Genomic DNA, 13,711 nt, shown 5'->3' with positions numbered 1-13,711 from the left:
CAGTCTGGAAGAAAGCCGCCGGGTAATCAAATGAATGAAATTAGCCAAACGTTTTCTGCGCCGGTTAAAATTGGTGCGGTGCGGAAGATCGGGAAACTTGCTTGCATAATCACTTTGCAATTTGCTCCAGAAATAATTCTCTGAATCAATCCCCAAAGCTTCGCAGCACAAGCTCAGAGCGATAATGCGGGCGTCGCTCATCTTTGGTTTATAGCTGTAGGATTGCAGGTTACCATCTTTGTTTAAATCTTTTCCCAGGGCTTCTTTGGTAATCTTATAAAACTTTTGAAAATTGCTGGACAAGTCGTGCATAATGTAGATGTTTTTGTCGTTATTAATATCTACAATATACTGATATTCAGTTGTTTGCACGACTTTTTTTTGCCCGATTCTCAACATTCTTTTCAACATGCCTAAGTGGTCAACGCGTTAGTCATTAGTAGATAGGCAATGGTAGATTCCCGTCGTTAGGCGAAGGTTGTACCTTCGTCTGCCTATCCTGTAGCTTAAAGCTACCTCCTATATCTCAGCTAAAATTGCTACTAGTTGAGGAATCGGCGCAGAATATCATACCAAAGCAGAATGCTTTGAACATAATCAGACGAAGGTACAACCTTCGCCCAACACCACGGTATTTCCATTTACAGACTCCATATAACTTCCCGTGCAAAGTGGTCAAGGGGTTAGTCATTAGTAAATAGGCAATGGCAGATTCCCGTCGTTGCTATCTACTAACTACTCAGTACTAACTACTATCTTTACATTATGGATAAACTTGATATACTCGCCTTCGGTGCCCATCCTGATGATGTGGAGTTGGGGTGCGCCGGTACATTGATCACTCATATCTCCAAGGGTCGGAAGGCCGGCGTGGTTGATTTGACCCAGGGAGAGCTTGGGACCCGTGGTAATGCAAAGTTAAGACTGGAGGAAGCACAGGCTGCGTCTTCTATCATGGGATTGGCTGTTCGTGAAAACCTCGGTTTCCGTGATGGTTTTTTTGTGAACGATGAGCCACATCAGTTAAAGGTGATCTCAGTTATCAGAAAGTATCGTCCGGAAATTATCCTGATGCCCGCACCTCATGACCGGCATCCGGACCACGGCCGTTCCGCAAAACTGATATCAGATGCTTGTTTTCTGTCGGGGTTGGAAAAGATTGATACGAAACAGGAGGCCTGGCGTCCCAAAGCCGCGTATCACTACATCCAGTTTATGGAAATAAAGCCGGATTTCATTGTGGATATAAGTGAAGCTTACGCAAAAAAAATGGAAGCCATCGGTGCCTACGGATCTCAGTTTTACAACCCTGATTCTGACGAGCCGCAAACGCTCATATCTACCAAAGCGTTTATGGATCTGGTAACTTCCCGTTCGGTGAACCTCGGTGCATATATCGGGGCAAGCCATGGCGAAGGTTTTATTACACAGAGGTATCCCGGCGTAAAAAATTTATTTGACCTTATATAAATTAAGATCACTGTAAAACAAAAAAACCGCTTCCCAAATGAGAAGCGGTTTTTTTATGAGATGTTGATATTTACTGAACAACCAATTTGCGGGTAACTACAAAGCCACCGGCCTGAATGTTGCAGAAATAAATACCATTGGTGAGTTCACCACGTGATACATTGATCCCGTGACTTCCCGCTGGAAGTTTACCGATCTCCTGAACACGAACCACTTGTCCCATCATATTGGTGATGGACAAACTGACTTTGGTGGATTGCATGAGTTCAAGCGGAAGCGTGGTATTCTCAGTAAACGGATTCGGGTAGCTGTTTCCCAGTGCAAACACATTGTTTTGTTTGTCCTCAATGCTGTTTGTGAAGTCGCTGTCAGAAAAGCACAGTCCGTCGATATACTTCATTTGCGTGGGTGCAAGCAGATCGGCGATATCCGGCACGTACTGATAAGATACCGGTACGCAATAAGTACCTGCGCTTTCAATAACATAGTATGATACATTACCGAAAGTAACTGAACCGTCTGCTGATGAACCTGCAGTAAAATTGTAGGAAGGAGTACCATAGACAGGATGCGGACGGGGTGCAGTCCAAAGATCATTGTCTATATCATAACCACGCATGTTTACATCAGGAAAGAGGTTTTCAACACCGCTGCCAAAAGTCAAGGTATCCGTATCAAACCAGACATAGAATAGTTTGGAACCGTCAGCGGTGGTGGCGATGTGTGGACGGCTGTCTTCCGCAATGGCATTCGAGCCTTGTCCGAAGTTGCCCCGGAATGTTTGTGGTTTGGCAACCAGGTTGGCCATCCAGGTTGTACCTCCGTCGTTGGTGGTGATGTCAAAAAGACCCCAGAAGCCGGGACCGTTTAAAATGCTCCATGAATTGTTGCTTCCTCCAACGGCCACAAATACGTGTGGGTTGCCATTTTTATCCACAGCAATATCATGTTCGAAAGCGGTGGTGAATTTGGTCAGACCGGTGCCCAGACTATCATCAATATTTGGCAGGGTTGAGATGGGCACATCAATGGCGCTGCCCCATGTCGCACCACCATCCGTGGTCTTGTAAAAAGTAAGATAGTAAGCGGAATCCGATTCCAGGGTGAAACTGGTATGTCCGATAATGGATATCCAACCGGTTGTACCGTTGGGTGCAAAGGCGATTTTGGTCTCAACGGGTAGAATATTTGCTGTATCCAGACCCACGCTAACCGTGTGAGGAAGTGAACTGCGGGTCAGATCTACATCCGAGGTTCCGGTGTTGAACGTAAACTTCAGCAGGTTCAAATTGCCTGTGTACGGATTGGTGGTGTTGCTGAAGTCACTGGAGTGCGCAATGCTGAAAAGTGGTCCGCCGTTGGCAACCGCATGAAATCCATCAGGTATTCCATGATAATATGGCGCCGCTGTAGAATCTTCATGCTGGGTGGCGGTTTGAGTCGTATCCAAAGATTGAACACCATACCCGATGCCGCCCCATGAACCACCGTTGGTGGTGGTAAGCGTAGGTACGCAATAGACAAGGTAAGCATTGCCGGGGTCTGTATTGCCGGATGGATTATAGATCGCACTCTGAGGATACCGGGCGTTATTTGATAATGGGGAATGCAAGGTGGGATCATACAGGTTGCCCAGGTTGTTGCTCCATGTTACACCGCCGTCCTGAGACATGTCGAATAAAATATAACCTGAACCGGGAGCCGAAGGCGTTACCGCCGGATCGGCACGGTGTGAAAAAGTAAGGGAATTGATGCCGGGTTCATACCACAGGTAGGTCTTGCCTCCGAATCCGCAAGTGTAAGCATTCCCCGCATTGCCGATATCAATAACGGATATGGACGAATTTACCGAATTGTTGTTTGGTGATTTCCGGAAGGGAATCGCATTGTGCTCATTCCCTGCATCCTGTTCTACCAATGCTTCCCGGCTGACTGCCTTCGAAGTTTGTTGTTGCTGGTGCTGAGCCATGCCTGCAATACTGCACAGGCCCAACACAACGAGTAGCTGTGTTTTCATAGCGTTAGGGTTAATTAAGAAAAAGTTTGTGTAATGCCTAAACAAACATATGAACTGGCAACTGTTGATCCAAGAAATCCAGGAAATTTTTTACAGAGTGAAAACCACCGTGCATCATTGCATGAGGATGCCGCTAAAACTTGTCATATACACAATGAAAAAAACAAGGCTGCGGCCAGCGCAAGGGACCATGTGATGAGTCTTCTGACCGGGATATAGTCTTCTGCCGGTATGCCCAGATTCTTCCGGTTGTACCGGATCAGTAGCCATTTCTCAAGTGAGAACGCCACCACGGTTCCTACGGCAACACCCGGCATATCCATGAAATAAACAAGCACCAGGCTCACCACTACGTTGGTGATTACCTCAATCACTGCCAGTTTTGGAATAACACGTTGCAGGCCCTTGCCGATGATCACTGTTTGCGGAAATACCAGTCTGGGGATCACAAGCAACAGGTATATATTAAAGATCAATGCGCTCTTCACGAATCGATCCCCGAATACCAGAGGGTAAAGCCATTGACTGGTGATCATCAGAATGATCGCAACCGGCATGATCCTGTTGATAAGGCGGGATGATCGTTCTCGCAGTTCCGACAAACGATCGGGGTTGTCATCCGCTGCTATTCTCGCAACCATGGCATGACTCAGACCTGTAGCCAGCAACACCGCAAGGGGGAACTCACGCGCTCCATAGCGGAACAGGGCAAATTCCCCGTCTCCGAAATAACCGGATATCACCAGCCCATCAATATATTCTGCGGAGCCGGATACCAATGCGGCAAGTGCCAGTGGCCATGCAGCCCGCGCGATGGTTATCATGCCTTTGCTGATTCCGGTCCACTCAATTTCCCGCAACACCAGAATACCAACCCACACAAACCTGAACCCTGCAGCCAGTAAAAGACCTTGAATGCACCAATCAATTCTGTGTGCATTCATAGCAGGGTAAGCGACCATCAACCACAATAGAGCATGCGAAAACACACTAAGACGGAGAAGTCCCCGGGTGTTTTTTTTGATGAAGTATATATACTCACCCAGGTAAGATGGTAGCATGAGACACGTATACAGAAAGGCCAGGGTGATAAGCTGTGGCTCCTCATTATGAATACGGAGATATACCACCGCTGCCAATCCCGATATGACGGCCATAATCTGCGACCATATGAATGCATGTGCAATCCCGGGTACTTTTGAACGGGTAGATGGCATTTTACCGGTTCCGGCCATCAGCCCCTGGTGAAGTCCTCCCACCCAAAAGTAGCTGGTAGCGGCCACTGCAAACAGGATCAATTCAAACCGTCCGATATCTCCAACAGGCATGCCACTCCTTGCCAGCGTTACCCCGATGCCAAGGAGTGTTCCATAGCGGATTACCTGGTGAATTTGCAGTGCACTTACCTCATCCGGTCGCTTCATTTTTGATCAGGGTATACGGTCCGAAACCATGATGTAAACATAATCACTCCCGCCAAAAGATAAAGAATGGCTATGAGGGTGGGATGAAAAATCCACCAGGCGCGGACGTCTGTATCAAAATGAAACCGGTGCACATTCCAATAGTGCATATAGTGCATGACCCCTTCGAGGTTCAGCAGACAGGCCAATGACAGCAACAACCAGGCAACGTATTTTCTTGTAAACAATACATAACCCGATAACAACCACATCGAGGCCTGGATGTAACGTTCATGCATCTGGGTATTGAAGAAGAAGAAAACAAAGCCGATGAGTGCCATCGTTAATAATAAGGTTTCCGGAGCCGGTTCTTTGTCGATTGGATCCTTCACTCGTTTCCTTATCATGGGCCATAACAGACACGCAGATAAGCCGGCGAAAAAAAGCAATCCCCAATTCCGCAATGTCATTCCTGCAAAATGAAGGGTGTCGCTGGTTTGATAAGGATCATCCGGTAAAGTCAGGTACCAGATGTTATATGCATGAAGGGATGCACTGTGATAAAAGTCAATACTACGTTGCCAGGGAGCGAGGATGGCTTCCTGCCATGTACCCGCGAGAAAGAAGGGCATCCATAACAGCAATTGAAGCACGGCAACCGACAGAGCTGTGAACAGCCAGTGACGGCCCTTGGGTTTGTGATAAAGCCAAATGAATAATATCAATGGCGGTAGAAATATGATCGATTGCAGTTTTGCATTCAATGCCAATGTCCATGCCAGGGAGGCTGGTATAATCGAACCTTTCCATGCGAGCCAGCTTGCGAGGCATATGAAGAAAACAGGAATGGCGTCATATTGGCCCCAGATCACAGTGTTGTACCAAAGGGCAGGGTTCAGCCAGATCATCAGAATGGTCCGCCAATTTTTCAGGGTCATCTTGCTCCAGTGAAATAAGAGAATGAGCATGCCCAGGTCAAAAAGGTAGACCAGTCCTTTGAATTGGTTAATGGAGGTCATGTTCAGATTTTCTTTACCGGGAAAGAAAAGCGTGAAGAATTTGATCAGGTATAGGATGAGAGGCGGGTAGTTGACTTCGGGATTGTCATAAATGTGCCCCACCCCTTTTTCGATGATGGTATGTGCCCAGCTGAGGGTAAAGTACTTGTCATAACCGGAGTCAGGCATGAACCACATGAATAGGATCCATACAACGGCAGCCGCGGCTGACATATTAAGAAGTGTGGACCTCAGTGGCTTCAGTGCTGGATGTTTTTCGTTTTAAGCCTGATGGAATTACCGATCACAATGACATCGGAAAAGGCCATGGTCAGTGCAGCGATCATAGGGTTTAGTAAACCAACCGCAGCTACCGGAATGGCAAGTACATTATAAAAGAAAGCCCAGAATAAATTTTGTTTGATAGTCTTTAGTGTGTGGCGACTTACCCGGCATGCAGTGACCAATTGCTGAAGATCCTTTTCGCTCAGAAGAACCACTTGTGCTGCCTGTATGGCTGCTTGTGTGGCATTCCCGATTGAAATTCCCACGGAAGCCCTGGCCAGGGCAGGGGCATCATTTACACCGTCTCCCACCATGGCCGTGGGTTTCTCTTTTGATAATCTGGTGATGGTGTTGAGTTTTTCTTCCGGCTGTTGCTCTGCATAGACTTCCTGTATGCCGCACCGGGCAGCCACACTTTCTGCTTTCTCACGGTGATCCCCGCTTAACATGATGGTATGGATTCCCATTGCTTGCAAATCACCGATCGACCGGGAAACATGATCTTTTATTTCGTCCTCAATCTGAATCGTGGCCATCAGTTTTTCATTTTTTGCAAGGAGCACCGTAATGTTTGATGACCTGTCGAAATCTTCCACATGAACAAAATCGGGCGATCCAAGTTTGTATACCGTTCCATCCGGCAGCGTTCCGGACATACCACCGCCCCTGGTCTCTTTTACTTCTTCAAACGAGATGGCTTGTTCACCCGAAAGTTCACGGGTTAATGATTTGGCGATCGGATGGTTGCTCCGGCTTTCAAGGGAATAAACCAGGCGCTTGATTTCAGATTTGTCATAGCCATTTACTACGTGCAATTCTTTGATCTTAAAATGACCGGTAGTGAGTGTACCGGTTTTATCAAATACCACCTGTTCGATGGTGGCCAGGGTTTCCAGCGTTTGTCCACCTTTGATCAATACACCGTTTTTGGCAGCCCGTCCAATACCGGCCATGACAGCAGTAGGGGTGGCCAGTCCCATCGCACATGGACAAGAGATCACCAGCACGGCAATGCTATTCATGATGGCTTGCTCTGTGGAAATCCCTGCAAGTCCCCATGAAATTAAAAAAGTGATTAGTGATGCGAGTAACACGGCAGGTACAAAAATGGCGCTTACCTTATCGCCAAGTCTCTGGATATGGGGCTTGGATATTTGAGCGGTTCTCACCAGTTCAATGATGTGTGATAACAGTGTATCGTTTCCGACTTTTTCGGCTTTCATCTGGAGGTTGCCATTCGTTAGCAGGGTGCCTCCGGTAACTTCATCACCTTTCATTTTTTCTACCGGGACACTTTCTCCGGTGATCATGCTTTCGTCCAGAGAACCTTCCCCTTGAATGATCATGCCATCCGCCGGAACCTTATCACCCATATTAATCTGCAATACATCATCTTTTCTGATCTCGGAGAACTTTACCGTTTCGGTTGTTCCATCGGGAAGTACCCTGGTAGCCTTGCTGTGTTGTATTTTTTTTAACTCACTTAAAGCGGTCGTGGTTTGGTTTACAGAGCGTTCTTCAATGTAATTGCCAAGAAGGATCAGGGTGATAATCGTTGCCGCGGTTTCGAAGTAAAGATATTGATGCATCATGGGGGTGCCGTAATACATCATGGTTCCCGCTAAACTGTAGAAGAAGGCCGCAGATGAACCAATGGTGATCAGTACATCCATGTTGGGGCTACCCATTTTTATCGAAGAGAATGCACTTTTTCCGAATACGCGGATCCCGGTGATGAACACAGGTAAACACAACGCCAGTTGCAGATAAGCATTTTGCAGAAAGTGATCTTTGGGAAGAAACATATGTAGAAAAAGCGGTACCGTAAATACGGTGCAAAACAACAGCGCCTGACGATTCTTGTGATTGTGGTGATGCGCCTCATGTTCGTCGGTTCCCGTTTCTTCCTGCTTTTCAACGGTAGCATGGTACCCCAGTTGATCTATGGATGAAGCCAATTCTTCTGCTGAATGACTGCCCGGGTGGGTTATGGTCGCTTCTTTGTTCAGGAAATCAACGGTGACACCATCCGCGCCTACCTGCTTCAACCGCTTGGTTACCGTAGAGGCGCAATTGGCACAAGTCATTCCCTCTACCTTGAGTTTAATGGTGTTCTGATTGTCCATATAACAAAGGTAAGAAATTGAAAAACCCACATGTGTGGCGAAGCGATGGTCAAATCGAAATTTTATTTACTTTTGCAAACCTTTCGGGGGAGGAATGCCCTCGTAAACGGTGGCTGTAGCTCAGCTGGTTAGAGCATCAGATTGTGGTTCTGAGGGTCGCCGGTTCGAACCCGGTCAGCCACCCGGAAAAAACCCCGCATGTGCGGGGTTTTTTGTTTTAAGCCTTTCGTATACATAGTAAATGTTGTGATTCTCACGATAGCCCGGTCAGGTAAAAGTTAAAATGGAACATTCCGATCTTTTATTATTTTTGTGTCAAAGATTGATCAATCATGCAAGCACCTAACCCAAATCCAGCAGGAGAAATATTCGCAGGCGTTTACGCTGCCGTTTTAGCACTTGCGTGGACGGCACTCATTATCTTCGGATAAGAGCCTGAGTTTTATATCTCATCCCGCCTTCTCTAAAAGGGCGGTCGTCAGCTTCCGATATTCTACGGTGGATTGTCGCGTATGCTTAATGCAACGTGATCAGGTATTATGGCGTGTAGGATTCAAAAATATAAAATGGACTATCGTCCGGTCTGAAAAGTTTTATCTTCCCTACCTTATCATCATTACAGGCCTGATGTTTTTCTAACTCCGGTCCGAACCAGATAGCCTTCCCCTGGCGGTTATACATCCAGCCCTCCTCTGCAAACATATCAGCTCCACTGGAAAAAATACCCGTTGGACTGAACGAGTCATGAAGAATCACGACCTCGTTGGATAACCGGGGTAACTCGCCCCGCCGAACGGCTATGTCATTACATGCAATGGTATACGGGTGAACGGGGCCTGATGATTCTTTGAGGCGAATGGAAAACTCGTACCAATTATTCGGAATTACAAAATCAAAAAAACGAAGTGTTTGGGAATCCTGCGAATCGTAGGTAAATAACAAAGGTCGTTCTTAGCCAAAATATGAAAAGAAACCGATCTCTGTCCATGCGTCTTTTATGGTTCGGCTGGATCCCAGGCGCAATGAGAAAAAGTCGCATTCGGTTTTGCTTTTTTCCGTTGGAATGGCATTTACCCGCATCCGGAACCGGACACCGGTCCAGTCCTTGGCCCGTTCGGTCATAAACGATCTTATCCGCCCGGGTCCGCCATCGAAGTTCTTGTCGATCCGCGACCATTGCACATGATCAGGGTGATCTTCAAACGTTCGATCCGGTAGCTGAAAGCCCAGTTCCTGTGTGGTTCTGGGGCCCGAGAACCCTGGGATCACTTCAAGCATGTAATATCTTTTGTGTGGTTAGATGGTCCGGAGGAGGCTCACCCAGCATTCCTTTCTGAAATAAGCCGACCATGTTCAATCGCTTGTTAACAAAGATAAAAAAGTAATTGAGGTATGCAAGACTGGATGTTGCCGTACATCATTTTTCTCTTTCGTGAATGTGAAGAATATCTACCTTTGCGTATGCACGACAGTATCCTGATTCTTGATTTCGGTTCACAGTATACCCAATTGATCGCCAGGCGAGTGAGGGAGCTGAATGTTTACTGTGAAATATTTCCATTTAACGACTTTCCGGAACCCGGTCCCAATGTAAAGGGTGTTATCCTTTCCGGGAGCCCATCCTCTGTCAGAGATCCCAAAGCTCCGGTACCCAGACTTAATGGTGTACGTGGCAATCTGCCGTTGTTAGGCGTTTGCTATGGCGCACAATACCTGGCGCATGCGGATGGTGGCGAAGTGCAGGCTTCGGAAACGAGGGAGTTCGGTCGGGCACACCTACAGTTTGTAGACAACGAAAATCCCTTGTTAAGGGGACTGGAAAAAGGAAGCCAGGTATGGATGTCTCACGGCGATACCATCAGGCGAATCCCGGACTCGTTCAAGCCAATCGCAAGCACACCTGATGTGGAAGTGGCGGCATTTGTCATAGATGGGGAACCTACGTACGGAATTCAGTTTCACCCGGAGGTCACCCACAGCGAGCATGGCAAGGTGTTATTGGAAAATTTTGTTGTCAATATATGCGGTTGCGGCCAGGATTGGACTCCCGATTCATACATCGAAGAAACGGAAGCCAGCCTTAAGAAAACCATTGGCACAGATAAAGTGGTTTTGGGGCTTTCAGGGGGTGTTGATTCAACGGTAGCCGCGATGCTGCTACACGGTGCGATTGGCGATCAGCTGCATTGTATCTTCGTGGATAACGGGCTTCTGAGAAAAAACGAATTCACAGATGTGCTGGATCAATATCGTGATCTGGGACTCAATGTGACCGGTGTGGATGCCAAAGACAAATTCCTGAATGAGTTGAAAGGCGTGAGTGATCCGGAACAAAAGCGCAAGATCATCGGTCGTGTGTTCATAGAGGTTTTTGACCAGGAGGCGCACCGCATTAAAGATGTTAAGTGGTTAGGGCAGGGCACCATTTATCCCGATGTGATAGAATCTGTTTCCGTGAAGGGACCCTCGGCCACTATCAAGTCACACCACAATGTCGGTGGACTCCCGGATTTTATGAAACTTAAGGTTATTGAGCCTCTTAAATTCCTGTTTAAGGATGAGGTGAGAAATGTAGGTCGGGCATTGAAGCTTCCTGATGAACGTCTCGGACGACACCCCTTTCCGGGACCCGGTCTGGCCATTCGGATATTGGGAGATATCACACCGGAAAAAGTGAGAATACTCCAGGAAGTGGATCACATTTTTATTCAGAACCTTATCAAGCATAATTTGTACGACACTACCTGGCAGGCCGGGGCTATTTTCCTTCCCGTGCAATCCGTGGGAGTGATGGGTGATGAGCGAACTTATGAAAATGCCGTTTGCCTGAGGGCCGTCACTTCCGTAGACGGGATGACCGCCGATTGGTGTCATCTGCCTTATGAGTTTCTTGGGAAGGTCTCAAATGAGATCATTAATAAGGTCAAGGGGGTAAACCGCGTTGTATATGATATAAGTTCTAAACCTCCTGCAACGATCGAATGGGAATAACTAAAATACCACTGCAGTTGAAGTATGTGAAGCTTGTCGTTTTTATGACCGGTCTCATGTTGTGCTGTACGCCTGGTCAGACAAGCGCGCAGGTTGATCAGGTGTCAGATACCATTGTAGAGAATGGCAAGACCTTTAAGCGGGTATACATCGAGAAAGGGATGACGCTCTACGCGCTTTCCAGAAAATACGGCGTTGAGATCACCCAAATTCTTGATGACAATGAGGAAGTGAAAAAGAAGGGGCTTAAAGAAGGTCAGTGGGTTCTTATTCCGGTTGCTTCATCACCGATAAAAAAGAATAAGCAGAAGATGGCGGAAAACCGGAATCCGCCGGATGTGAAGACCGGGCCGGCACCACGACCGACAGGCTTTACATACCATACTGTTGAGAAAGGGGAGACCATGTACTCCATTGCCAGGGAGTATGGATTAACCATAGATAGGATCACCATGGAAAATCCGGAACTCAGGCAAGACGGATTGAAGGCTGGCATGGAACTGAGGATTCCGGTTGTAGCGGCAGAAAGGATCGCCATGGAAGATTGGCCCGCACCCGACAGCACAGTGAATGGCCTTTTTCCGGATACCAACCTTGCTGCCCCCGGGAATTACAATCTTGCATTGTTCCTTCCCCTTTATCTGGATGAAAATGACACGCTGAGGAAAAAGCGGCTTGAATCTACCCAACCAGCAGATCATCCCTATGCACAGGAGTCTGTTATGGCCTTGGATTTTTACCAGGGTTTCCTGGTCGCCGGCGAAACCATGAAGAATGTTTCTTCTAAATTTTCGGTGAAGGTTTTTGATACCGCAGGTGACAGTGCCATAGTAAGCCGCACCGTTCGCACAACTTCCCTTGACAGGTGCGACCTTATTATAGGTCCGTGGAGTGCCAAGCCTTTCTCAGCCCTTGATCCATATCTTAAATCCCATCCTGTAGATGTCGTGAGTCCGTTTCTGTCTCGCGAAAGGGGTGGGAATGATTCAGCGGCATTCGTTCAATTATCTTCTACATCGGAATCACATGTTAAAGCCCTCGCCCGTCACACGTCAAAACATGTGAAAAAGCATAACATCCTGGTCGTTCATCTCAGCACGGATGAAGATATTCGACTTAAGGATACATACGTACGAACGCTCTATGGTCTGGTGGATTCAAGTAAGGTAAAGCTGAAGGTGATCAATTATTCCAAGGAACGCATTGAGGGCGTGAGGTCGTCCCTTTCAGCCACAGATACCAATGTTGTCTTTTTTGTGTGCAGGGAGTATGCCCTGATTTCCGACCTGGTTTCCAAGCTCAATTACACGCGCCTGAAGTCAAAAGGGCAAGTGATTGTATTAATGGGTTTGCACAACTGGCTGAACATGGAGAACATTGATGTGGCATATTTTCATAACCTTTATCTGCATATCCCCAGGTCTTTCAATATCAATTATACAGACAGCGCCGTTGGCCAATTTGTAAATGCATATAGAGAACGATTCCACCGTGAGCCGACAAATTTTTCTTTCATGGGATACGACCTGTCGTTATACTGTCTTACTATGTTGCACCGGTATGGGCGGCATCCATTCCAGTATGCGACCAATCTCACCTGGGAAGGATTGCAGACTTCCTTCACGCTGGCCATGACCCGGCGAAATGTGTGGGATAATCAATACTCAAAAGTTTTTGTGTTGAAGGATTTTGAGTTGATTCCTGCCGAGCAATTTTCTTTATCAAGGGAATTGGCGGAACAACAGGAAAAGGCGCAGGGGAACAGGCACTGATTCCCGGATGTTCTTAAATGAGAAATGAGATTTTAGACGGTCTGAAGTCAGACGTGATACGTTTTCCTGTTAGCTTCTGGTAGAGTAGTCTTCGGTCTGACCTCTCACATCTTCTAATCTGATTTTACTGATCTCAGGATATTCTCAATATCCGTATCTCCTTCAAAAACATCCACCAACCGGTGTGATTTATCATAGATATAGGTACTGGGTGTAATGGTTGCACCGAACAGTCTCACCATATTCAGGTCTATGTCATGCACGATCGTGATGCCGGGATACATGTGCATGTTTTCTGCTTTGGAGAACGAATCGAGTTCCGCCAGTGGTTGGGAAGAAGCGAGTAATATCCTGGTTTCGGAAAAATCAGCATGATGTTTTTTCAGTTCAAATATCTCTTCTGTGCAGAGATGACATCGGGGATTGAAGTTTATTAATAGGGCAGCATGATCAGCCACCGCATGATGAAGCCTTAATTCATTGCCACTGGTTGTTTCAAACCGGATGTCCGGAAGCATTCTGATGCGTGTATCAAATCGGTTGGGGTAAATCACAAGGTAATATACTGCCAGCATACCAAATGCCAGAACACCTGAAAGTAGGGTGATGATTTTAAACCTGGTCCTCATAGTAGCTTAATGATGGTTAA

Annotated in this window: 11 protein-coding genes and 1 tRNA gene; 4 read left to right on the top strand and 8 right to left on the bottom strand. The window is 46.9% G+C overall.

All coding sequences use genetic code 11. The annotated features are described in order from the left end of the window. On the bottom strand, positions 1–411 hold a 411-nt coding region (locus KDD36_07670), incomplete at its 3' end, for a hypothetical protein (protein ID MCB0396515.1). 354 nt (positions 412–765) lie between these two features. Here KDD36_07670 and bshB1 point away from each other — a divergent pair. Then, positions 766–1,470 (top strand): bacillithiol biosynthesis deacetylase BshB1, encoded by a 705-nt coding sequence (bshB1, locus tag KDD36_07665; protein ID MCB0396514.1) that lies wholly within the window; start codon positions 766–768, stop codon positions 1,468–1,470. A 70-nt stretch (positions 1,471–1,540) separates the two neighbouring features. Here bshB1 and KDD36_07660 read toward each other — a convergent pair whose 3' ends face one another. The 4 genes from KDD36_07660 to cadA form a co-directional block, all read right to left on the bottom strand. Then, complete coding sequence (locus KDD36_07660) at positions 1,541–3,487, bottom strand: T9SS type A sorting domain-containing protein (protein MCB0396513.1); 1,947 nt, start codon at positions 3,485–3,487, stop codon at positions 1,541–1,543. 143 nt (positions 3,488–3,630) lie between these two features. Beyond that, on the bottom strand, positions 3,631–4,911 hold the full coding sequence (locus KDD36_07655; GenBank protein MCB0396512.1) for a hypothetical protein: 1,281 nt from the start codon (positions 4,909–4,911) through the stop codon (positions 3,631–3,633). After that, positions 4,908–6,122: a hypothetical protein gene (locus KDD36_07650; protein ID MCB0396511.1), complete on the bottom strand. Its 1,215-nt coding sequence runs from the start codon at positions 6,120–6,122 to the stop codon at positions 4,908–4,910. The genes KDD36_07655 and KDD36_07650 overlap by 4 nt, the downstream gene beginning before the upstream one ends. 26 nt (positions 6,123–6,148) lie before the next feature. Continuing rightward, the gene (gene cadA / locus KDD36_07645) at positions 6,149–8,299 is read right to left on the bottom strand and encodes a cadmium-translocating P-type ATPase (GenBank protein ID MCB0396510.1); all 2,151 of its coding nucleotides are present in this window, start codon (positions 8,297–8,299) and stop codon (positions 6,149–6,151) included. Positions 8,300–8,408: 109 nt separating this feature from the next. Between cadA and KDD36_07640 the strand changes: the two genes are divergently transcribed. Next, positions 8,409–8,482: transfer RNA gene (locus KDD36_07640), tRNA-His, on the top strand. 354 nt (positions 8,483–8,836) lie between these two features. On the opposite strand, the gene KDD36_07635 is transcribed toward KDD36_07640, so the two are convergent. Then, entirely contained in the window at positions 8,837–9,241 is a 405-nt protein-coding gene (locus tag KDD36_07635) for a hypothetical protein (GenBank protein MCB0396509.1), read from the bottom strand. Between the two features lie 9 nt (positions 9,242–9,250). Continuing rightward, on the bottom strand, positions 9,251–9,577 hold the full coding sequence (locus KDD36_07630) for a hypothetical protein (GenBank protein ID MCB0396508.1): 327 nt from the start codon (positions 9,575–9,577) through the stop codon (positions 9,251–9,253). A gap of 183 nt (positions 9,578–9,760) precedes the next feature. Between KDD36_07630 and guaA the strand changes: the two genes are divergently transcribed. Together guaA and KDD36_07620 are read left to right on the top strand one after the other, a co-directional pair. Further along, positions 9,761–11,290 (top strand): glutamine-hydrolyzing GMP synthase, encoded by a 1,530-nt coding sequence (gene guaA / locus KDD36_07625; GenBank protein MCB0396507.1) that lies wholly within the window; start codon positions 9,761–9,763, stop codon positions 11,288–11,290. Continuing rightward, positions 11,281–13,062 (top strand): LysM peptidoglycan-binding domain-containing protein, encoded by a 1,782-nt coding sequence (locus KDD36_07620; protein ID MCB0396506.1) that lies wholly within the window; start codon positions 11,281–11,283, stop codon positions 13,060–13,062. Before guaA ends, KDD36_07620 begins: the two co-directional genes overlap by 10 nt. Before the next feature lie 113 nt (positions 13,063–13,175). Here the strand turns inward: KDD36_07620 and KDD36_07615 are convergent, their stop codons facing one another. Beyond that, complete coding sequence (locus KDD36_07615; GenBank protein MCB0396505.1) at positions 13,176–13,691, bottom strand: redoxin domain-containing protein; 516 nt, start codon at positions 13,689–13,691, stop codon at positions 13,176–13,178. Between the last annotated feature and the right edge of the window lie 20 nt (positions 13,692–13,711).

The organism is Flavobacteriales bacterium (assembly GCA_020435415.1).
GTDB lineage: Bacteria > Bacteroidota > Bacteroidia > JACJYZ01 > JACJYZ01 > JACJYZ01.
The sequence above is the reverse complement of the archived record's forward strand: the minus strand, read 5'-3'. Positions and strand labels throughout refer to the sequence as shown.